We start from the raw sequence: 21,217 nt of genomic DNA on the forward strand, positions 1-21,217 counted from the left end.
TCTCATCCCGCCCTGGCCCTGCCAACAAAAAAAGCGCCGCGAGGCGCTTTTTTGTTGGCAGCGTGCCTGGTTACATCCAGTAGACCAGCACGTACAGGCCCAGCCACACCACGTCCACGAAGTGCCAGTACCACGCGGCGCCTTCGAAGCCGAAGTGCTTGTCCGCGGTGAAATGCCCCTTCTGCAGGCGCAGCGTGATCACCAGCAGCATCAGCATGCCCAGGAACACGTGAAAACCGTGGAAACCCGTGAGCATGAAGAACGTGGAGCCGAACACGCCGGAGCTGAGCTTGAGGTTCAGGTCGGTGTAGAGATGGAAGTACTCGTAGCCTTGCACCAGCAGGAACACGAAGCCCAGCAGCACCGTGGCCCACATGAAGCCGATGGTCTTGCCACGGTGGTTTTCGCGCAATGCATGGTGGGCAATGGTCAGCGTCACGCCCGACGTCAGCAGCAGCGCCGTGTTGATGGTGGGCAGCCAGAAGGGGCCCACGGTCTGGAAGGGTTCGACGATGCCGGCCGGCGAGGCGGTGGCACCGGCGGCAAGGCTGGGCCAGACCGCCTTGAAATCGGGCCACAGCAGCGCGTTGTCCAGGCTGCCCAGAGCGGGCACCGAGTGCGAACGCGCCCACCACAGTGCCGTGAAGAACGCGCCGAAGAACATCACTTCCGAGAAGATGAACCAGCTCATGCTCCAGCGGTACGACAGGTCGATCTTGTGGCCGTACAGGCCGCCTTCGCTCTCGCGCACCGCATCGCCGAACCACTGGTACAGCGTGAACAGCCACCACACCAGGCCCAGTGCCAGGGAATACTTGCCCCAGTCGTGGCCATTGATCCACTGGCCCGCGCCCAGAATGACGAAGAACAGACCGGTTGCCGCCATCACCGGATGACGCGACTCTGCGGGTACATAGTAGTACGGGGTTCCGCCGTGGGTTGATGCACTCATTTCAGCTCCTGACTCTCAAAATCTTTGTTTTCGGCTTTGTTGTTGCGGATACGGTTCCAGCAACCCATTCACACGACCCAGTTCACCAACACGATCAGGCCGATCACCAGCAGAAAGACGGCCACCAGCCCCACCACGATGATATGCAGCGGGTTGAGCTTTTCGACATCCTGCTGGTATTCGCTGCCCTTGCGCAGACCTATCAGCGACCAGGCCACCGCCCGCACCGTGCGCAGCAGCGATCCCTTGCGCTCGTGGGGCTTCACCACCGGCTGCTCCACTGGCGTATTCATGAACCCGCTCCCGCCGCTGGAGAGACCAGGGGCGCGGACAGGCCCACGGCGGCAGTGGACTGCGGTGCTGCCGGCGTCTTGCCACCCACCTCGAAGAACGTGTAGGACAGCGTGATGGTCGTCACGTCCTTGGAAATACGCGGATCAATCACAAATGCCACGGGCCATTCCTTTTTTTCTCCAGGCTCCAGCGTGTACTGGTTGAAGCAAAAGCACTCCAGCTTGTTGAAGTGCGCCGCGGCCTGGCGCGGTGCATAGCTCGGTATGGCTTGCGCAGCCATGCGGCGGTTCTGCACGTTCTGGAACTCGTACATCACGGTCGTCAGCTCGCCCGGGTGCACCTGCACCGAACGCTGGGCGGGCTTGAAATCCCACGGGCCGCGCGCGTTGGCGTCGAACTCCACCGTGATCGTGCGGGTCTTGTCCACCTGCGTGTTGCCCGGTACCTTGACATCCTTGCCGGCCACGCCGTTGCCGGGCACCTGCCGCTCGGACAGCGACAGGATGTTGATGCCCGTCATCTCGCAGATGTGCTTGTAGATGGGGATCAGCACATAGCCGAAGGCGAACATGCCGGCCGCGATCACGACCAGCTTGCCGACCATCTTGGCGTTTTCGCGGTGCAGGCTCATGGCAGGTGCGGGCTCAGCGGGACAGCAGAACGACCTTGACCATGAACCCGACGAAGAACACCACCGCGACGGACGCCAGGATCAGCGCCATCCGCAGGTTGCTCTTTTTCTGTTCGGGTGTCATGGGCATGGTGTTCAGCCGATCACGCGGGTGGCCGTGGCGTCCAGCTTGGGGGGATTCTCGAACGTATGGAAAGGTGCTGGCGACGGGACTTCCCATTCCAGGCCTTCGGCGCCGTCCCAGGGCTTGGCCGCAGCCTTCTCGCCCTTGCCGCGCATGGCGGGAATGATCACCGCCACGAAGAAGTACACCTGCGCGAGACCGAAGCCCAGCGCGCCCACCGAAGCGATGGCGTTGAAGTCGGCGAACTGCATCGGGTAGTCGGCATAACGGCGTGGCATGCCGGCCAGGCCCAGGAAGTGCATCGGGAAGAAGGTGATGTTGAAGAAGATCAGCGAGGACCAGAAGTGGATCTGGCCGCGCGTTTCGGAGTACATCACGCCGGTCCACTTGGGCAGCCAGTAGTACACGCCCGCGAACATCGAGAACAGCGAGCCGGCCACCAGCACGTAGTGGAAGTGGGCCACCACGTAGTAGGTGTCCTGCAGCTGGATGTCGATGGGCGCCATGGCCAGGATCAGGCCGGTGAAACCACCCATGGTGAACACGAAGATGAAGCCCACGGCGAACAGCATGGGGGTCTCGAACGTCATGGAGCCGCGCCACATGGTGGCGATCCAGTTGAAGATCTTCACGGCCGTGGGCACGGAGATCAGCATGGTGGCGTACATGAAGAACAGCTGGCCCGTCACGGGCATGCCGGTCGTGAACATGTGGTGTGCCCACACGATGAACGACAGGATGGCGATGGAGGAGGTCGCGTACACCATGGAGGCGTAGCCGAAGAGCTTCTTGCGTGCGAACGCGGGCACGATCTGGCTGATGATGCCGAAGGCCGGCAAGATCATGATGTACACCTCGGGGTGGCCGAAGAACCAGAAGATGTGCTGGTACATCACCGGGTCACCGCCGCCGGCGGGGTTGAAGAAGCTGGTGCCGAAGTGGCGGTCCGTCAGCGTCATGGTGATGGCGCCAGCCAGCACGGGCATCACGGCGATCAGCAGGTAGGCGGTGATCAGCCAGGTCCAGGCGAACATGGGCATCTTCATCAGCGTCATGCCGGGCGCGCGCATGTTCAGGATGGTCACGATGATGTTGATCGAGCCCATGATGGACGAGGCACCCAGGATGTGCATCGCGAAGATGCCGGCGTCCATGGAGGGGCCCATCTGCAGCGTCAGCGGCGCGTACAGCGTCCAGCCGGCGGCGGGTGCGCCACCGGGCATGAAGAACGAGCTCACCAGCATGATGGCCGCGGGGATCATCAGCCAGAAGCTGAAGTTGTTCATGCGCGCGAAGGCCATGTCGGATGCGCCGATCTGCAGCGGGATCATCCAGTTCGCGAAGCCCACGAAGGCCGGCATGATGGCGCCGAACACCATGATGAGGCCGTGCATGGTGGTGAGCTGGTTGAACAGCTCGGGGTTCACCAGCTGCAGGCCGGGCTGGAACAGCTCGGCGCGGATCAGCAGTGCCAGGACGCCGCCGACCATCAGCATGGCGAAGGCGAACAGCAGGTACAGGGTGCCGATGTCCTTGTGGTTGGTGGCGAACACCCAGCGGCGCCAGCCGGTGGGGCCGTGGTGGTGGTCGTGGCCGTCGTGTGCGTGATCGCCCGCGTGCCCGTGATTGTCGAGAACTGCGCTCATTTTGGATTCCTCAATACGATAGGGCGATGATTACTTGCCACGCTGGGCCACGATTTCAGCAGGCTGCACCAGCTGGCCGGTCTTGTTGGACCAGGAGTTCTTCGTGTAGCTCACCACTGCGGCGATGTCGGTATCGCTCAGCTGAGCCCATGCAGGCATCGCGCCATTGGCCGCGCCCTTGAGCACGACCTGGATCTGCTTGGCATGGTCCGCATCCAGCACGATGGCCGAGCCGTCCAGCGGCTTGATGGGACCGGCGCCCTTGCCGTTGGCCTGGTGGCAGGCCGCGCAGTTGGCCGCATACACCTTCTCGCCGCGCTTCATGATGTCGTCCAGGGTCCACACCTTGGTGGGGTCGTCCAGCTTGGCCGCGGCCTTCTTCTTTTGCTCGCCCACCCAGGCGGTGTAGTCCTCGGCGGACACGACCTTCACGTGGATGGGCATGTAGGCGTGTTCCTTGCCGCACAGTTCGGCGCACTGGCCATAGTAGTCACCGATCTTCTCGGCGCGGAACCAGGTGTCGCGCACGAAGCCGGGGATCGCGTCCTGCTTGATGCCGAAGGCGGGCACCATGAAGGCATGGATCACGTCGTTGGCGGTGGTGATGATGCGGACCTTCTTGCCCACGGGCACCACCATCGGATTGTCCACCTTCAGCAGGTAGTTGGCAGGGGCGTCCTTGACGTTGCCGCTGTCGGACATCACGCGGTGGCTGCTGTCCAGCGTCGAGATGAAGGCCAGGCCCTCGCCTTCGCCGGTGATGTAGTCGTAGCCCCACTTCCACTGGTAGCCCGTGGTCTTGATGGTGAGGTCGGCATTGGTCGTGTCCTTCTGGGCCACCAGCACCTTCGTGGCGGGCAGGGCCATCAGGATCACGATGATGAACGGAACAATGGTCCACACCACTTCCACCGTCACGGACTCATGGAAATTGGCCGATTTGGCGCCCTTGGAACGGCGGTGCTTCCAGATCGAGTAGAACATCACGGAGAACACTGCAACAAAGATCACCGTGCAGATGATCAGCATCATCCAGTGCAGAAAATGCTGCTCTTCTGCAATCTTGGTGACGGGCGGCGCCAGGTTCAGCTGGTTGACTGCGGGGCCGCCAGGCAGGTCCTGAACGGCATGGGCTGCGGAACCCACCCATGCACCGGCAATCAGCAGCAGAGAAGCCAGCTTGTTGGAAATGCTCTTCATAGTTCTCACTTACTTCTAAGCCTCAATTTAACCAATCCCTTTCGCGCGCCTGCGTGGGGTCAGGCGGCGCGCAAGGCCATGCGGATCTCCGATGCCAGGACCGGCCGAAGCTCGGGGCGCACGTAGCGCCCCACTTCGACCGAACGGCCCTGCGCAGACAGCATGATCAGCGAACGGTCTCCGGTCTTGGGTTCTACGCGAACCCGGCTCCGGTCAAACTCGGCACGCTCCAGCTTGCCTGCTGTCTCCAGTTCCACCACGAGGCGCGAGCCCTGCAGTGAAATCCTCTCGCCATCCGCCGCATGGCGACCGTACATGGCGAATGCAATTCCTACAGCCACGATTTCGAGCCATGCGAAGGGCATGACCAGACGGGCACCGAGCATCCAGAAGAAAGCCGCGATACCCAGCGACACCAGGCACAGCGACAGGTACGTCCAACCCAGTTGCGCCGGCGTGACCGAGCAATTGCGAACGAGACGCCAGTCGATGCGCTGACCCGACACCGTGGCAAAACGAAAAACCAAGCCCGTCACCAGAAGTGCTCACAAGACTGCCGGCTGAAAGGTGCCTGCCATGCGTTGCCGCGACAGGCGCAGCCTGCAAGGTTGCGCGGGAAGATGCCCGAAATCTCAATAACCCGGAATTGTAGCGTGCCTTGTTCCATGTCATTGACACGGAGTTACAGACTAGCTCTCCTTGCCGCCCTGTCGCAGCATGGTGCGCATGTCCTGCAGCGACACGGCGCTGCTGGGGCTCACGCGCACGCGCGGCGCGGGCTTGAACGCATGCCCGTAGATGATCTCGAAGGTCAGCGCCAGTTGCCCTGCGTTGCCGGGGTCCGCCAGCCGGTGCGCCAGCGCTTCGTACAGCCGCTCGCGCCAGCGCCGCCCGCGCAGCGCGCCAAAACGCGCGGGGTGCAGGTTGCAGCCCAGTTCCTGCAACTCCTGCACCAGCCGCTGCGGGGTGGCGAAGGTCAGCGTGATGCGCTCCATGTCCATCACAGGCTCGGCAAAGCCCGCGTGCACCAGCATGTCCCCCCAGTCGTGCATGTCCGTGAACGCATGCCCGGCAGGAGGCCAGCCCAGCTCGGCGTACACCGCATGCAGCTCGCGCAGCGTGTCGGGGCCCAGGCACGAGAACATCAGGTAGCCATCCACGGCCAGGGCACGGTGCCATTGCGCGATCAGCGCCTGCGGGTCCGCTGCCGTGTGCAGCGCCATGTTGGCCCAGAGCATCTGCACGCTCGCATCCGCCGGCGCACCCAGCTGCGGGTTGCCGGCGCCCCAGCGGGCGGGACTCCACCAGGGCCTGGCCAGGGCCTGCCGCGCCACCTCCTGGCAATGCGCGGCCGTCTCGTAGATCTGGCAGCGTGCCTTGGGAAAGCGTGCGCTCACCAGCGTATGTGCGTGCAGCCCTCCGCGCACCGCATCCCAATGGCACCACGATTCGGGAGCCTGGCGGATCCACTGCAGGCGGTCCTCCATGCGGCGCGCCACCTCCTCATGGAGCCAGGGGGACAACGCAGGGGCCGCCGCATGCCAGCGGGCCGCAGCAACGGGATCAATGGTGGGGGGACGCTCGGAGGGCATGGCAGGACGGGCGAGTATATTGATTCATGCTTTTCACGGGCTTGCTAGGGATTTCGCGCCCTCTTCGCACCTGGGCGGACAAGGTGCCCAGCCAGTGCGCCGTCTGCCACGCATGGCCGTCGCAGCGGATCTGCAATGCCTGCGCGGCGCGCTTTGCCCAGCCCGCCACACGCTGCCAGCGCTGCGCCCTGCGGGTCCCCCCGGGGGTCGCCGTCTGCGGCGCCTGCGTGCACAGCCCGCCCAGCTTCGATGCCTGCGTGGCCGCCGTGGACTACGCCTACCCATGGGCCGACGCGCTCGCGCACTTCAAGTTCCGGGGTGACCCCGGGTGGGCCAGGGCCCTGGCCACGCTGATGCGCAGCACGCCCTGGATGGAACCGGCCCTGGACGCGGCGGACCGCGTGCTGCCGATACCGCTGTCGGCCGAGCGCCTGCGCGAGCGGGGCTTCAACCAGTCCGCGCTCCTCGCAAGGCATCTGGCAGGCCCCAGGAGCGACACCCGTACCCTGCTGCGCCTGCACGCCAGCGAGGCACAGAGCGGACTGCCTCGGGCGCAGCGCCTGCGCAACCTGCGGGGTGCGTTTGCCATCGAGCCCGCGCATGCGGCGGCCCTGCGGGGCCAGCGCGTGGTGCTGGTCGACGATGTGATGACCACGGGCGCCACGATGCAGGCCGCCACGCTGGCACTGCGCGAGGCGGGCGTGGCGCATGTCACCTGCGCAGTCCTCGCGCGCACGGGGCTGGACTAGCGGGATACTTTTGATTACGAGCGGTTGCTCAACTCACACGCCGGGCGATGACAATAGCCAGCATGTTCCATATCGTCCTCGTCGAACCCGAGATCCCGCCCAACACCGGGAATGTGATTCGCCTGGCGGCCAACACCGGGTGCACCCTGCACCTGATCGAGCCCCTGGGGTTCACGATGGAGGACAGGCAGATGCGGCGTGCGGGGCTCGACTACCACGAGTACGCCCAGGTGCAGATCCACCCCGGCTGGACCGCCTTCCTGCGCGATGCCCAGCCCGACCCCTCCCGCATGTTCGCCATGACGACCCACGGCTCGCAGCCGGTGCACTCCACCTGTTTCCTGCCGGGCGACTGGCTGGTGTTTGGCGCCGAGACGCGGGGTCTTCCACCCGAGCTGCGCGACAGCTTCCCACCCGCGCAGCGCCTGCGGCTGCCGATGGTGGCAGGCCAGCGCAGCCTGAACCTGTCCAACGCCGTGGCGGTGACGGTGTTCGAGGCCTGGCGCCAGAACAGTTTTGCGATGCCCGATGGCGAGATCACCGTCGAGCCAGAAGGCACCATCATCAGCGGATTCGCCCAGCTGGGCTGACGCAGGCCGTTCATCGCCGCCTGCGGCCGACCGGGGGAACATGACCCGGCCACCAGAGCGGAAACCGCCGCCCCAGCCAGCCCGCTAGCCTGCCTGCCCGCGCTGTTCGGCCATGGCCAGGGGCACCTGCTCGCTCAGGAAGTCCAGGAACACCTTGGTGCGCGCGGGCAGCATGCGGCCCGAGGGCAGCGCGGCATAGATGGTGTAGCGCGAAAAGATCCACGCGGGCAGGATGTGCACCAGCTCTCCGCGGGCCAGGTGTTCTTCGGCCAGCAGGCGCGACGTGACCGCCACCCCCGCGCCGTCCACCGCCGCGCGCAGCAGCAGCTCGGTGCTGACGGACTGCAGCACCGCCGGCATGTCGATTTCCTGGGCCGGCAGATTGCCGGAGAGGGATTGCAGGCGCAGCTTGCGGCCAGGCCCCGTCTGGGAACGGGCGGCCATGCCCGAGTCGCGCAGGTAGTCGTGCTGCAGCAGGTCCTGCGGCTCGCGCGGAATACCCTTGCGTTCCAGGTAGTCGGGCGACGCCACCACGATGGCCTCGCCCTTCAGCAGCGGGCGCGCCACGATGTTGGCGTCGAAGTCCTCGCCCGCCACCATGATGGTCACGTCGTATTCGTCCACCCGCGCCGAGGCATAGGCGTCCAGGTCGATGTCGAGCAGCAGCTTGGGGAACTCCGCATGCCACAGCGCCACCATGGGCGCCAGGAAGTTGGTGGCCAGCACCGGGGCCGCGACGATGCGGATGGTGCCGCGCAGGTCGCGCGTGTTCGCGGCGGCGGCCGCCTCGGCGTCATCGATCTCGTGCAGGATGGTGCGCACACGCTGCAGGTAGGCATCGCCCGCATCGGTGAGGGCCAGCTTGCGGGTGGTGCGCTGCAGCAGGCGCGTGCCCAGGTGCTGCTCCAGTTCGGCCACCATGCGGGTGACCACGGGGGGCGACATGTCCATGGCCCGGGCGGCGGCGGCAAAGCCGCCCTCCTCCACCACGCGCTCGAACACCTTCATGGCTTGCAGGCGGTCCATGGGTCAGACCTCCTGCCCGCGAGCGGCCAGGCTCAGGCGGGTGCCCCGAAATTTCTCGCAAGCGATTCGGCCACGCACACGGGTTTGTCGCTGCCCTCGCGTTCCACGGTCACCAGCCACGTCATCTGCATGCCATCGGGCGCCACCGGCTCGGCCGCCTGCAGCGTGAGGCGCGCGCGCAGGCGGCTGCCCACCGGCACCGGCGCGGTGAAGCGCACCTTGTTGAGCCCGTAGTTCACGCCCATGCGCGCACCCTCGATGGTCAGGCCCGCCTCGAAGAACTGCGGAATCAGCGACAGCGTGAGAAACCCGTGGGCAATGGGCGCGCCAAACGGCCCCGCTTTCGCACGCTCGGGGTCCACGTGGATCCACTGGTGGTCGCCCGTGGCCTGGGCGAACAGGTTGACCTGTTCCTGCGTGATGGTGATCCAGTCGGTCACGGCGACCTCCTGGCCCACGCAGGCGCTGACTTCGGAGTAGGAGCGAAAGATTTTCATCACCCCAATGTAGCGCCGCAGCCGTGCGCGCCTTGTCTGGCACGGGACACCGTGCGCCCATCTGGCACACAACGCTAGCAACTGGCACTCCCCAGGCCAGTGCCACCGTGGATCTGGCTTTGCCAGTCCAGGGGTGGCGTCCCTCTCGGGGGACGGCGCGCAGCGCCTCAGGGGGGGTCATGTGTCTAGCCACGTACAGATTCCTTGCCATTGCTCCAGGTCGCGCGCCACACGGCCCGGCGCCACGTCGAACAGCGTGAGGCCATGCGCCGCCAGGTGGATGTAGTTCTGCGTGTCGCGCAGGTAGCCCAGCACCGGAAACCCCAGGTTGTCCACGAAGTGGTGCAGTTGCTCGGCGGCCTTGGTGCGCGCGTCCACGCGCATGCCCACGATGCCCACGGGCACGCCCGCCGCGTGGCGGTGCTCGGCCAGCTGGTCCAGGAAGCTGCGCGTGGCGAAGATGTCGAACACGCTGGGCTGCAGCGGCACGATGATCTTGTCGGCCAGCTTGAGCACGTCGTTCAGGCGCCAGCCGTGCAGGCCGGCGGGCGTATCAAGCACCGCGTGCGTGGTGCCCTTGGGCGGGCGGCTGATCACGTCCGAGCTGAGGCCGTCCCAGGCGCCGATGGGGCGCGCGGCCGGCGGGCGCAGGCCCAGCCAGAGCCTGGCGGACTCCTGCCGGTCGGTGTCGCCCAGGATCACGGGATGCCCCTGGCTGGCAAAGTAGCCCGCGATGTTGGTGGACAGCGTGGACTTGCCCACGCCGCCCTTCGGGTTGGCGACAACAACTACTGGCATGACAACCTCCTTGGAATCCGCGCATCCATGAAAATACAAGCCAAATCAGCCCCTGGCGCTTGATGGACAAGCGCCAGCAGCTATCAAAATCAAAGCATCAGCAACACGCTGGGGCCACCTCAGGCGTGCTGGCCGCCACGCTTGACGAAGAACAGCCCCGCGCCCACCGCCATCAGCAGGCCGCCAAACACGCGGTTCTGCGCGCGCACCGCACGCGCGCTGCGCATCAGGCGGCGCAGGGCGCTGGCCCCGAAAGCGTAGCCGTGCATCACCACCACGTCCACCGTCACCGTGGTGGCGGCCATCACCAGGAGCTGCGCCCACAGCGGGCGCGTGTCGGTCATGAACTGGGGCAGCACGGCCACCATGAAGATGATGCCCTTGGGGTTGGTGGCGTTGGTCAGGAAGCCCGTGAGGCAGCGCTTTTGCCAGGTGCCCGCCGGTGCTTCCTCATCGCCCTGCACGGGCGATGCGTCGCCCGCGCGCCACTGGTTGAAGCCCACATAGATCAGGTAGCACGCGCCCAGCACCTTGACGACGCTGAAGGCCACCTCGGACGCCAGCAGCAGCGACCCCACGCCCGCCCCGGCAATCAGCAGGATCAGCAGCAGGCCCAGCTGCAGGCCGAAGATGGTGGCGCCCGTCTTGCGCACGCCGAACGACAGGCCATGGCTCATCGACAGCACGGCCCCCGAGCCCGGCGACACCGCGATCAGGCACGACGCCGCGAAAAAAGCCAGCCAAGTCTGCAAGTCCATGAAACACCGCGCCTGTAATCCGAGAAGGGCACGCATCTTAACAACGCGCCCGCGCCGCCGCCATGGCATGCACGAAGAGCGCCTCCAGCACTTGTCCCACCACCGCCAGATGCTATTAAAAGTGAAGCGCCGCAACAACATGCCTCGCAAGCCTCTCCACATCGCCGGGACGGTGCCAGAATCCTGACACGCCCACGCCCGCATCCCCGCGACGCCCCTTCCCCCACGCCATCGCCCGCATCCCCCTCTATGGAACACGCCCCCACCTGGCTCACCTACGGCTTCCTGTACCTCACCGCCGCGGTGCTGGCCGTGCCCATCGCCAAGGCGCTGGGCCTCGGGGCCATCATCGGCTACCTCGCGGCGGGCATCGCCATCGGGCCCTGGGGCCTGGGGCTGGTGAGCAACGTGCAGGACATCCTGCACTTCGCCGAATTCGGCGTGGTGCTGATGCTGTTCCTCGTGGGGCTGGAGCTGCAACCGAGCCGCCTGTGGGCGCTGCGCCGCCCCATCTTCGGCACCGGCACCGCGCAGGTGCTGGGCTGCGCGGCCGTGCTGTTCGCGCTGGGCGCCCTCGCCGGCCTGCCGTGGCGCGTGAGCCTGGTGGGCGCTTTGGGCCTGGCGCTGTCCTCCACGGCGATCGCGCTGCAGTCGCTGGCCGAGCGCAACCTCATGCGCACCCAGAGCGGGCAGGCGGGCTTTTCGATTTTGCTGTTCCAGGACGTGGCGGCCATCCCCATCCTGGCCCTGCTGCCGGTGCTGGGCGCCGCTGCGGGCGACGGCGCGGGCCACACGCCGGGCGAGATGGCGCTCGAGGTTCTCAAGATCGTGGGCGTGATCGCCGCCATCATCCTGGGCGGGCGCCTGCTGCTGCGCCCCGTGCTGCGCTGGATCGCCAAGAGCAACACGCCCGAGATTTTCACCGCCGCCGCGCTGCTGCTGGTGGTGGGCATCGCCTACCTAATGGTGATGGTGGGCCTGTCGATGGCGCTGGGCGCCTTCCTGGCCGGCGTGCTGCTGGCCGACAGCGAGTACCGGCGCGAGCTGGAGGCCGACATCGAGCCCTTCAAGGGCCTGCTGCTGGGGCTGTTCTTCATCGCCGTGGGCATGAGCATCGACTTCGGCGTGATCCTGCGCTCGCCGGGCCTCATGGCCGCCATCCTGGTCGGCTTCCTCGCGGCCAAGGCCATCGTGATCTACACGCTGGCCAAGCTGGTCAACATCCCGTACCAGGAGCGCCCGGTGTTCACGCTGCTGCTGGCCCAGGGCGGCGAATTCGCTTTCGTGGTGTTCCAGGCCGCCGCCGGTGCCAGCGTGTTCCCGGCCGAGACGGCCTCGCTGCTCATCGGCGCGGTGGCGCTGTCGATGCTGATCAGCCCGCTGCTGCTGGTGCTGCTGGACCGCGTGCTGCTGCGCCGCTACGCCCAGCTCAAGTCCGAGCCCCGGGCCGAGGAAATCTCCGAGCCCCAGGAGGCGCCCATCATCATCGCGGGCTTCGGCCGCTACGGGCAGATCGTCTCGCGCGTGCTGCTGGCCCAGGGCCTGCGCACCACCGTGCTGGACCACAGCGTGGAGATGCTGGAAGTGGCGCGCACCTTCGGCTACCGCGTGTTCTATGGCGACGCCACGCGGCTCGACCTGCTGCGCATCGCGGGCGCCGAACACGCCCGCATCCTGGTCATCGCCGTGGACGATGCCGAGCAGTCCCTCAAGATCGCCAAGCTTGCCCGCGAACACTTCCCCCAGCTGCAGGTGGTGGCCCGCGCGCGCGACGTCACGCACTGGAACAAGCTGCGCGACCTGGGTGTGACGCTGGTGCAGCGCGAACTGTTCGAGTCCAGCCTGCAAAGCGCGCACACGGTGCTGGAACTGATGGGCCTGGCGCCCGCCGAGGCCACGGCCATCACCCGGCGCTTTCGCACCCACAACATCGCCCTGGCCGACCGCATGTACCCGCACTACAAGGACCGCGCCAAGTTCATCGCGGTGGCGCGCGAGGGGCGCAACCAGTTCGCCGAGCAGATGGCCAAGGAGCGGCAGGAGAGCGCGGCGCTGGGGGCGGCGGGGGGCGCGTACCCCGGGTATGGCGAGCCCGGGAGCCCGCAGAGCGCCGACGGGGCGGTCAGCGCCCAGGATGTGGACAAAAACAGGCCTTGACGCTGATGTATCAAGCGCCATATGCTATCTATTCAATAGCAAAAGACCGACGATTGCCGCGCGGGAGGGAGCACGGTCGTGCGCGCCCGCAAGCGGTCGGTCTTTGCGGCGGTGCCTGGCCGTCCGGCGGAACCGCGCAACGCGCACTGCGGCGCCGCTTGCATGGCCACCTCTCAAACGATAACTATTCGCATTAGAATACCCCCTCCTGCCAGCCAGCGTCCCGAAAAGCCACGCGAGCCAGCGCCTTCAGCGTTTGTCCGCCCTCGGCTTTCTCTCCATCGGGACTCCCATGTCTTTTCAGCCCTCGCGCGCGGCCCGTTTCTCGCCGCGCTCTTCGCTCGCCCCCTCTTCCTCCCCGTACCCCTGGGCCCGCAAGGCCGGGGTGTTTGCCCTGACCCCGCTGGCCCTGTGCCTCGCCCAAGCCGCCGTGGCACAGCAGGACGCCGATGCACCGGCGGCCGCCGCCCAGGTGGCCGCGCCGCAGCTCCAGGAAGTGCGCATCAATGCCAGCACCGAGAAGGACATGGGCTTTGCGCCCGTCGAGGCCCAGACCGCCGGCAAGGCGCCCATGCGCCGGCTGGAGACCCCGCAGTCCGTGAGCGTGGTCACGCGCGAGCAGATGGAGTCGCGCCAGATCACCAACGTGCAGCAGGCGCTGCAGACCGTGGCGGGCGTGAGCCCCGTCAACTTCGGGCGCCGGGGTTTTGACGACATCAACATCCGGGGCTTTCGCTCCACCGAATCCATCCTGGTCGACGGCCTGGTACAAAGCCCCGGCATGTGGGCCAAGCTGCAGCCCTACGGCTACGAGCGCTTCGAGGTGCTCAAGGGCTCGGCCTCGGTGCTCTACGGCCAGGTGCAGCCCGGCGGCATCGTCAACGCGGTGAGCAAGCGGCCCAAGAAAGACGCGATCAACGAAGTGGGCGTGGAGGTGGGCAGCTTCGGCCAGCGCACGCTGCAGGCCGACGTGAACAAGCCGCTGTCCGAATCGGGCAAGACGGCGCTGCGCATCAATGCCCAGGTGTCCAACGCCGACGACCCCACGCAGTTCGTCTACCGCAAGGACCGGTGGTTCGCCCCGTCGCTGTCCATCGACCTGGGCGCGCAGACCGACCTGGTGCTGTTCGCCACCTACAGCCGCAGCGAGTGGATGCGCCAGCAGGGCATCACGCCCTACGGCACGCTGCTGCCCAACCGCAACGGCACCCTGTCGCGCACGCTGTTCACGGGCGATCCTGCCTTTGGCGTGTACGACGTGGAGAGCACCACGCTGGGCTATGCGCTGGAGCACAAGGTGTCCGACGCGATGACGTTCCGCCAGAACGTGCGCTACGAGACCGAGAAGGGCACGGGCAACTTCGTCTCCAACCAGGCGCTGCAGGCCAACCAGCGGCTGCAGAACCGCCAGGCGTCGCGCCAGTACATGGACTATGACCTGCTGGCCACCGACACCTCGATGCTCACGCGCTTCGAGGCGCTGGGCGCCAAGCACCAGCTCGTCACGGGCCTGGACGTGCGCAGCGGCCACAGCCTGCTGGCCAGCCGCACCTGCCGCATCGGCGCGCTGGACTTGTTCGCGCCCGTCTACGGCATGCAGGCCACCTGCCCCACGGCGCTGACCAGCGACGCGCCCGCCAAGCTCACCGTGGCCGGGCTGTATGCGCAGGACCAGATCAAGTTCGGCCAGGGCTGGACGGCCCTGGTGGGCCTGCGCCGCGACTGGCCCACCAACGACACGAACAACCGCGTGGCCAACACGCAGACACGCCAGAAGGACAGCGCCACCACGCTGTCCGCCGGCCTGGTGTATGAGTTCAAGCCCGGCTGGGCCGCGTACGGCAGCTACGGCGAGTCCTTCTTGCCGACCTCGGGGCTGGCCTTCAACGGCACGCCCTTCGTGCCCGAGACCGGCAAGCAGTGGGAAGCCGGTGTGAAATACGAGGCGCCGGGCGGCCAGATCACCGGCGCGCTGGCGGTCTTCGACCTGGTGCGCGAGAACGTGACCACCGCCGACCCGGTGAACACCGGCTTCAGCGTGCAGACCGGCCAGCAGCGCGCGCGCGGCCTGGAGGTGGAGCTGGGCGCGGACATGAAGAACGGCTGGAAGCTGACCAGCGCCTACACCTACACGCAAACCAAGGTCACGCGCGACAACAACGCCGCCATCGTGGGCCTGCCGCTGAACCTCACGCCGCGCCACACGCTCACGGCCTGGGCCACCTACAAGCTGCCGCAGCACCAGCGCATCACGCTGGGCATGGGCGGGCGCTACGTCAGCGAGCAGATCGGCTCGTATCCCTTCACGCTGCCGTCGTATGTGGTGGCCGATGCGTCCATCAGCTACGCGGGCGACAACTACCGCGTGACGGCGGGGGTGAAGAACGTGTTCAACAAGGCGTACTACGACGGCGCGATCAACGCCAACGTGGTCTCGCCCGCGTTGCCGCGCAGCTTCAACCTGGGCGTGACGTACTTCTTCTGACGCCGCGCCATCACCCCGCCACCGCGAGCCGACCATGACCAGCCAGCGCACCCTGAACCGCCTTTTCGTCCTGCACTCCTGGGCGGGCATCGTCACGGGGCTGCTGATGTTCATCGTGTGCTTCTCGGGCGCGGTGGTGGTGTTCAAGAACGAGATCGACCTGTGGGCCAACCCGTCGCTGGCGCAGCTGCCGCGCTCTGCGACGCCCGCGTCGCTCGATGCGGTGCTGACGCAGCTGCACACCCGCTACCCCGGCGCCACGGTGGAGACCATCGCGCTGCCCGACGCGGTCAACCCGAGCTACTTCGCCTTCGTGCGCGAGCGCGGCGCGCCGGCCAGCACGCGCACCAAGGTGGCCCTGCGCTCGGACACGGGCACGGTGGTGGGCCCGGTGGACAGCCAGCTCGGCCAGTACCTGCGCATGCTGCACGTGTTCCTGTTCTTCGGGCCGCGCTGGATCGTGGGCTTTCTGGGCGCCGCGATGCTGGTGCTCATCGTCACGGGCATCGTCATCCACCGCAAGATCCTGGCCGAGCTGTTCACCCAGCGCTGGGGCCGCAGCTTTCGCGTGGTGATGTCCGACCTGCACAAGTCCGCGGGCATCTGGGGCCTGGGCTTTCACATCCTGATCGCCACCACGGGGGCCTGGATGGGCCTGGCGCCGCTGTTCGAGCAGGGCTACAAATACGTGACCACCAGCAGCACCGAAGCCGCAGCCACCGCCAAGCCCGCGCGCAAGGCCGCTGGCGATGCCGCCGAGCCCGTGCGCATGCAGTCGCTGGATGCCCTGTACGCCACCGCGCAGCAGGCCGTGCCGGGGCTGGAGGCGCGCTACGTGTCGATGCGCCGCTGGGGCACCGACACCGCCGAGGCCAGCTTCACCGGCAACCTGGGCGGCCACCTGGCCAGCACCGCGCGGGTGGACATCCACGCCGCCACCGGCGTGCCCAGGAAGGTGCACGACCCGCGCACGGCGGGATTCTGGTCGCTGGTCAACGGCCTCATGGAGCCGCTGCACTTTGGCGACTTCGGCGGGCTGGCGCTCAAGTGGCTGTATTTCTTCCTGGGCATGACGCCCGCGTTCCTGTCGATCTCGGGCACCTTGATCTGGCTCGATGCGCGCCAGCAGCGCCGGCGCGAGGCCGAGGCCGCGCAGGGCGCATCGGCCAGCGGGATCGCGGCGGCGGGATGAGCCCCGCCTCGTTTCCCCCTTCTTTTCTGGTTTCTCCCGCCCGCACCATGCAACGCTTCTTCCTGGCCCTGCACGCCACCACGCCCGCCGCGCTCACCGTGGCGTTGTTCGTGCACCTGTGGGGGCCGGCGGGCCTGCCGTCGCTGGCGCAGCGCCCGGTGTGGGCGGTGTGGGTACTCGTCGGGGCGTGGCTGCTGATGTCGGTGGCCGCCGCCTGGGCCCTGCGCGCGCTCGCGCTGTGGCGGGTGGCGCTGTGCGGTGCGGGCGCGATGCTGGCCGTGGCCGGCACCGTGGGGCTGGTGCTGGGCAGCGCGCAGGCCCTGGGCATGGGCGCCAGCCTGGTGGCCGTGGGCCTGGCGTGTGCGGGCATCGCCGCCTTCATCGGGCCGCAGCGGGTGCAGGCGCACCGGCGCAAACCCGCGCGCCACACCGCCGTGGCCACCTCGGGCACGGCGGCGCACCCCATCGCCCCCCGCCCGCGCTGGCATCCGCGCGGATGGCCCCGATGCGGTGTGCCTGCGCACCTGCCCTTCTGGCTGAGCGGCCTGCTGGCGCTGGAATCGTTCCGCCTGGCCCACATCGTGGCCACCGAACCCGCGCGGTCCTCGGGCATGCTGGGCCTGCTGCTCGCCTTCTTCGTGGCCCTGCCCGCCGCCACGCTGCGCCACTGGGCGCCCCGCGCCACCGCGCTGCTGTGGGCGCTGGCCGCGCTGGCCTATGGCGGCCTGGCGGCCAAGGCCGGGCTCGCGCAGTGGGCGGTGGCGTCTGTGCTGTGCGCCCTGGCTGCGGGCGCGCCGCTGCTGCTGCTGCGCGTGCGGCGGGCGCTGCGCTGGCGGCGGGCGGGCCATGGGGCACGCCACGCGCCCGCCCCGGCCCCAGACCACCGCCCTCCGGAGGCCGCATGAACGAACTCACCGGTGTGTGTGCCGCGCTGGCCTCGCTGACGGCGCTGACCACCTGGGCGCGCGCGGTCCCCACCCGCGCCTGGGGGGACGGCGCGGCCGCCGCGCCGACATCGCTGCGCAGCTGGGCCGTGGCCCTGGGCACGCTGGCGCTGCAGGCCCTGGCGGCCACGGCGGCGGCCGGGCTGGCCGCGGGGCTGGCGCTGGTGGTGGCGGCATGGATGGTGCTGGGCTGGCTGCTGGTGCTGGCGATGAACCAGTGGCCCGCCGCAAGCCTGCGCTGGAGCCGCCGCCTGGGCGCGCTGGGCGCCACGGGCTGTGGGCTGGCGCTGGCCTGGCAGCTGCTTCGGGCGTGGGGTGCGGCGCCCTGAAGCCCCGGCGCGCGGCACCCTGGGGCGCCGGTGCATTGTTTTTTTCAGATGAAAACAGGCCCCGGCGCTTTGCCAACAAGCGCCAATAGCTATACATTCAATAGCAAAAGGCCACACAGGCAGGCGCCGCACGCCGCCGCCAGCGCCTGCAGCGCCACGGCACAATCGCGCCCATGGATCAGCTGCTCGACGCCCCCTGGGTGCACACCCTGCGCTTCTTCCTGGAAGTGGCCGCCACCATCGCGTTTGCCCTCTCGGGCGTGATCGCCGCCGCGCGCAAGCGGCTCGACGCCGTGGGCGTGTGTGTGGTGGCGTTCGTCGCGGCCTTCGGCGGGGGCACGCTGCGCGACCTGCTGCTGGACCAGCGGCCCTTCTTCTGGATACGCCACACCGGTTTTGTCTGGGGCATCCTGGCCCTGTGCGTGGGCGCGATGCTGTTCATGCGCCAGCGCCACTTTCAGCCCACCGAGCGCGCCATGCTGCTGCCCGACGCGATTGGCCTGGGCCTGTTCGCGGCGGTGGGCGTGGACATCGCCACCGCCATCGGCATGCCGCCGATCATTGCCGTGATGATGGGCGTGACCACGGGCGTGTTTGGCGGCGTGCTGCGCGACGTGCTGTGCAACGAGGTGCCCCAGGCCTTCAGCGACCACCGCCCCTACGCGCTGTGCGCCTTCGCGGGCGGCTGGGCCGACGTGGCGCTGCGCCAGATGCAGGCGCCGGACTGGGCTCCGCTCGTGGCCTGCGTGCTGCTCACGGCCGGGCTGCGCGGGCTGGCGCTGTGGCGCAACTGGCAGTTGCCCGCCTGGCGGGTGTGACAAGAAACCAGAGGCCGCCATCCCGGCCGCCGATCCGGCACACTGTGCCGCGTGGCACCACCGTGACAGCCCTGCACCGGCGCGGCCTGCACACTGGGCCGCGAGGAGTATCGAGACCATGACCCCGGACCACCCCACCCCCGCCGCCCTGCGCGCCACCGCGCTCATCGACAGCGACGCCCCCGCCATCCAGGCCTTCGCGGCCAAGCATGCGCGCGGCGCCACCGACCGCGAGCGCGCCGTCGCCCTGTACCTGGCCGTGCGCGACGGCTTTCGCTACGACCCGTACCGCATCGACCTGTCGCCGCACGGCATGGCGGCCAGCACCGTGCTGGCCCAGGGCCATGGCTGGTGCGTGCCCAAGGCCGCGCTGCTCACCGCCGCGTGCCGCGCGGCGGGCATTCCCGCGCGCATGGGTTTTGCCGATGTGCGCAACCACCTCAGCACCGAGCGCATGCGCGAGACCATGAAGACCGACCTCTTCATCTGGCACGGCTACACCGACATCTGGCTCGACGGCCAGTGGCGCAAGGCGACGCCCGCCTTCAACATCGAGCTGTGCGACCGCTTTGGCCTGCTGCCGCTGGAGTTCGATGGCGAGAACGATTCGATCTACCACCCGTTCGACAAGACCGGCCAGCGCCACATGGAATACGTGCTGCAGCGCGGCGCTTTCGACGACATGCCGCTGGCGCGGATCGTGGCCGACTTCCAGGCCGTGTACGGCGGCTGGCTCGGTGGCGGCACCACGAGCGCGCTGCACGGCGCGAGCTTTGCGAGCGACGTGGAGCAGGAGGCGGCGCGATGACGCAGGCCCCGCTGGCGGCACCGGGCACCGCGCCCCAGGTCCCTGATGGCTTCGCGGCCCTGCCCTCGGGCGGCCCGTTCATCGAGCACAACGGCCCGCTGTACCTGCGGCACGAAGGTGCGGTGGTGAAATTCGGCTTTCGCGTGGAGCACCGCCATCTGAACCCCATGAACAACCTGCACGGCGGCATGATGGCCAGCTTCTGCGACATGCTGCTGCCGTTGTCGGTGCACCGCAAGAGCACCGAGGTGGCCGGCCGTTTCCTGCCCACCATCAGCCTGCAGATCGACTACCTGGCCCCCGCGCCGCTGGGCGCCTGGGTGGAGGGCGAGGCCGAGCCGCTGCGCATCACCCGCTCGCTGGTGTTCGCGCAGGGCCTGGTGACGGCCGATGGCGTGCCCTGCGCGCGGGTGAGCGGGGTGTTCAAGATAGGCCCCACGGGCCCTGCCTAGCCCGCCCGGCGGCCAGGGCCGCCGTGGTGGCCGCTGTCACGGCCTGCAGGTGCGCAGGCCCTCGGCCCCGGCGGCGCGCGGCGAACACGGGCGCCTCGCCATGGCCGCATCGCCAGACCACGCCGGGTAGCCGCCCATGGCATGGGGAAGGGCTACGCCCGCGGCGCGGCAGCATCGCCCGCGATGCCCATCACTCCCACCACATGCTCCACGAACCGCGCGAGCTTGGGCAGCTGCCGCCGGTCCGGCGCATAGACCAGTTGCACGGCGCGGGCCACCGGCAGGCAGTGCTGCATCACCGGCACCAGGGCGCCACTGGCCAGGTCGTCGGCCAGCAGCACCTCGGGCTGCATGATCAGGCCCAGGCCGCGCAGCGCGGCCTGGCGCAGGCCGTCGCCCTGGTTGCACACAAAACGCGCGTTCTCGGGCCAGAAGAACTCCGCGTCGCCATCGCGCAGCGTCCATTCCACACGGCGCTGCCATACCGAATGGCTCAGGCACTGGTGGCGGGCCAGATCGTCGGCGCGCCCGGGCGTGCCATGGCGCTGCAGGTAGGCCGGCGCGGCCGCGATCACCATGCGGTAGGGGCGCAGCGGGCGCGCCACCAGGCCCTCATCCACCACCTGGCCGATGCGCACGGCCACGTCGAAGCCCTCGCCCGTGAGGTCCACCACGCTGTCGGTGAGCTGCAGGTCCACGCGCACCTGGTCATGGCGCTGCAGGAAGTCGGCCACCAGCGGCGCGATGACGTGGTTGCCCAGCGTGAACGGCGCGCTCACGCGCAGCAGGCCCTGCGGCACGGCGCGGCTGCGCTCCACGGCGGACTCGGCCCAGCGCACCTGCTCCAGCACGCGCTTGCTGTCTTCGTAGAACGCGGCGCCCACCTCGGTCAGGCTGTTCTGGCGCGTGCTGCGCTGGAACAGGCGTGCGCCCAGGTGGGTTTCGAGCTGCTGGATGTGCTTGCCCACCATCACGGCCGACACCTGCAGCTGGCGCGCGGCGGCGGCGAAGCTGCCGGCTTCGACCACGGCCACCATGACTTCCATGTTGCGCAGTTTGTCCATGGGCTGATTCCTAATCAATGGTTAGCACAAGAAGAACTTCAATGTACTTTATGCATTGATTGATTCGCAAAAGAATCGGGGCCTGTCTGTTCCTCCACCCGTTCTTTTTCA

At 68.0% G+C, this 21,217-nt stretch carries 23 protein-coding genes; 10 read left to right on the forward strand and 13 right to left on the reverse strand.

What is annotated here, in order from left to right; all coding sequences use genetic code 11:
* Nucleotides 1-70: 70 nt before the first annotated feature.
* The 8 genes from AC07OD_RS26055 to AC07OD_RS26090 form a co-directional block, all read right to left on the reverse strand.
* Nucleotides 71-952, reverse strand: a complete 882-nt coding sequence (locus AC07OD_RS26055; RefSeq protein ID WP_218339571.1) for a cytochrome c oxidase subunit 3 — start codon at nucleotides 950-952, stop codon at nucleotides 71-73.
* A gap of 68 nt (nucleotides 953-1,020) precedes the next feature.
* Nucleotides 1,021-1,245, reverse strand: a complete 225-nt coding sequence (locus tag AC07OD_RS26060) for a DUF2970 domain-containing protein (protein WP_218295947.1) — start codon at nucleotides 1,243-1,245, stop codon at nucleotides 1,021-1,023.
* Complete coding sequence (locus AC07OD_RS26065) at nucleotides 1,242-1,877, reverse strand: cytochrome c oxidase assembly protein (RefSeq protein ID WP_218295948.1); 636 nt, start codon at nucleotides 1,875-1,877, stop codon at nucleotides 1,242-1,244. Before AC07OD_RS26065 ends, AC07OD_RS26060 begins: the two co-directional genes overlap by 4 nt.
* Before the next feature lie 13 nt (nucleotides 1,878-1,890).
* Nucleotides 1,891-2,001: a cytochrome oxidase small assembly protein gene (locus tag AC07OD_RS26070; RefSeq protein ID WP_218296306.1), complete on the reverse strand. Its 111-nt coding sequence runs from the start codon at nucleotides 1,999-2,001 to the stop codon at nucleotides 1,891-1,893.
* 11 nt (nucleotides 2,002-2,012) lie between these two features.
* Nucleotides 2,013-3,647, reverse strand: a complete 1,635-nt coding sequence (ctaD, locus tag AC07OD_RS26075; protein WP_218295949.1) for a cytochrome c oxidase subunit I — start codon at nucleotides 3,645-3,647, stop codon at nucleotides 2,013-2,015.
* 30 nt (nucleotides 3,648-3,677) lie between these two features.
* A complete protein-coding gene (gene coxB / locus AC07OD_RS26080; protein ID WP_218295950.1) occupies nucleotides 3,678-4,847 on the reverse strand; it encodes a cytochrome c oxidase subunit II in 1,170 nt (389 codons plus the stop codon).
* Nucleotides 4,848-4,906: 59 nt separating this feature from the next.
* The gene (locus AC07OD_RS26085) at nucleotides 4,907-5,383 is read right to left on the reverse strand and encodes a DUF2244 domain-containing protein (RefSeq protein WP_218295951.1); all 477 of its coding nucleotides are present in this window, start codon (nucleotides 5,381-5,383) and stop codon (nucleotides 4,907-4,909) included.
* 153 nt (nucleotides 5,384-5,536) lie between these two features.
* Nucleotides 5,537-6,439 carry a biotin synthase gene (locus AC07OD_RS26090; RefSeq protein WP_494598366.1) on the reverse strand — a complete coding sequence of 301 codons (903 nt, stop codon included), beginning with the start codon at nucleotides 6,437-6,439 and terminating at the stop codon, nucleotides 5,537-5,539.
* Nucleotides 6,440-6,465: 26 nt separating this feature from the next.
* Here AC07OD_RS26090 and AC07OD_RS26095 point away from each other — a divergent pair, with 26 nt between their 5' ends.
* Nucleotides 6,466-7,188: a ComF family protein gene (locus tag AC07OD_RS26095; protein ID WP_218295953.1), complete on the forward strand. Its 723-nt coding sequence runs from the start codon at nucleotides 6,466-6,468 to the stop codon at nucleotides 7,186-7,188.
* A gap of 62 nt (nucleotides 7,189-7,250) precedes the next feature.
* Nucleotides 7,251-7,778, forward strand: a complete 528-nt coding sequence (locus AC07OD_RS26100) for a tRNA (cytidine(34)-2'-O)-methyltransferase (RefSeq protein ID WP_494598367.1) — start codon at nucleotides 7,251-7,253, stop codon at nucleotides 7,776-7,778.
* A gap of 84 nt (nucleotides 7,779-7,862) precedes the next feature.
* On the opposite strand, the gene AC07OD_RS26105 is transcribed toward AC07OD_RS26100, so the two are convergent.
* The 4 genes from AC07OD_RS26105 to AC07OD_RS26120 form a co-directional block, all read right to left on the reverse strand.
* The gene (locus tag AC07OD_RS26105) at nucleotides 7,863-8,804 is read right to left on the reverse strand and encodes a LysR family transcriptional regulator (protein ID WP_218295955.1); all 942 of its coding nucleotides are present in this window, start codon (nucleotides 8,802-8,804) and stop codon (nucleotides 7,863-7,865) included.
* A gap of 32 nt (nucleotides 8,805-8,836) precedes the next feature.
* Nucleotides 8,837-9,301, reverse strand: a complete 465-nt coding sequence (locus AC07OD_RS26110; RefSeq protein ID WP_094291360.1) for a MaoC family dehydratase — start codon at nucleotides 9,299-9,301, stop codon at nucleotides 8,837-8,839.
* Nucleotides 9,302-9,478: 177 nt separating this feature from the next.
* Nucleotides 9,479-10,099, reverse strand: coding sequence for a nucleotide-binding protein (locus AC07OD_RS26115; protein ID WP_218295956.1), 621 nt, complete (start codon nucleotides 10,097-10,099; stop codon nucleotides 9,479-9,481).
* A 119-nt stretch (nucleotides 10,100-10,218) separates the two neighbouring features.
* Nucleotides 10,219-10,857: a LysE family translocator gene (locus AC07OD_RS26120; RefSeq protein ID WP_494598368.1), complete on the reverse strand. Its 639-nt coding sequence runs from the start codon at nucleotides 10,855-10,857 to the stop codon at nucleotides 10,219-10,221.
* A gap of 249 nt (nucleotides 10,858-11,106) precedes the next feature.
* Here AC07OD_RS26120 and kefC point away from each other — a divergent pair, with 249 nt between their 5' ends.
* The 8 genes from kefC (at nucleotide 11,107) to AC07OD_RS26160 (ending at nucleotide 20,042) form a co-directional block, all read left to right on the forward strand.
* Entirely contained in the window at nucleotides 11,107-13,014 is a 1,908-nt protein-coding gene (gene kefC / locus AC07OD_RS26125) for a glutathione-regulated potassium-efflux system protein KefC (RefSeq protein ID WP_492253802.1), read from the forward strand.
* 292 nt (nucleotides 13,015-13,306) lie between these two features.
* Nucleotides 13,307-15,499 carry a TonB-dependent siderophore receptor gene (locus AC07OD_RS26130; protein WP_494598369.1) on the forward strand — a complete coding sequence of 731 codons (2,193 nt, stop codon included), beginning with the start codon at nucleotides 13,307-13,309 and terminating at the stop codon, nucleotides 15,497-15,499.
* Between the two features lie 34 nt (nucleotides 15,500-15,533).
* Nucleotides 15,534-16,691 (forward strand): PepSY-associated TM helix domain-containing protein, encoded by a 1,158-nt coding sequence (locus tag AC07OD_RS26135; protein ID WP_494598370.1) that lies wholly within the window; start codon nucleotides 15,534-15,536, stop codon nucleotides 16,689-16,691.
* A 47-nt stretch (nucleotides 16,692-16,738) separates the two neighbouring features.
* Nucleotides 16,739-17,596 carry a hypothetical protein gene (locus AC07OD_RS26140; RefSeq protein WP_494598371.1) on the forward strand — a complete coding sequence of 286 codons (858 nt, stop codon included), beginning with the start codon at nucleotides 16,739-16,741 and terminating at the stop codon, nucleotides 17,594-17,596.
* Entirely contained in the window at nucleotides 17,593-17,964 is a 372-nt protein-coding gene (locus tag AC07OD_RS26145) for a hypothetical protein (protein ID WP_494598372.1), read from the forward strand. The genes AC07OD_RS26140 and AC07OD_RS26145 overlap by 4 nt, the downstream gene beginning before the upstream one ends.
* A 173-nt stretch (nucleotides 17,965-18,137) precedes the next feature.
* Nucleotides 18,138-18,782 carry a trimeric intracellular cation channel family protein gene (locus AC07OD_RS26150; RefSeq protein WP_494598373.1) on the forward strand — a complete coding sequence of 215 codons (645 nt, stop codon included), beginning with the start codon at nucleotides 18,138-18,140 and terminating at the stop codon, nucleotides 18,780-18,782.
* A 118-nt stretch (nucleotides 18,783-18,900) separates the two neighbouring features.
* Nucleotides 18,901-19,590 carry a transglutaminase-like domain-containing protein gene (locus tag AC07OD_RS26155; protein WP_369643205.1) on the forward strand — a complete coding sequence of 230 codons (690 nt, stop codon included), beginning with the start codon at nucleotides 18,901-18,903 and terminating at the stop codon, nucleotides 19,588-19,590.
* A complete protein-coding gene (locus AC07OD_RS26160) occupies nucleotides 19,587-20,042 on the forward strand; it encodes a PaaI family thioesterase (protein WP_494598374.1) in 456 nt (151 codons plus the stop codon). Before AC07OD_RS26155 ends, AC07OD_RS26160 begins: the two co-directional genes overlap by 4 nt.
* A 152-nt stretch (nucleotides 20,043-20,194) precedes the next feature.
* Here the strand turns inward: AC07OD_RS26160 and AC07OD_RS26165 are convergent, their stop codons facing one another.
* On the reverse strand, nucleotides 20,195-21,106 hold the full coding sequence (locus AC07OD_RS26165) for a LysR family transcriptional regulator (protein WP_494598375.1): 912 nt from the start codon (nucleotides 21,104-21,106) through the stop codon (nucleotides 20,195-20,197).
* Nucleotides 21,107-21,217 lie beyond the last annotated feature (111 nt).

It is taken from the genome of Acidovorax sp. GW821-FHT10E03 (assembly GCF_059415205.1).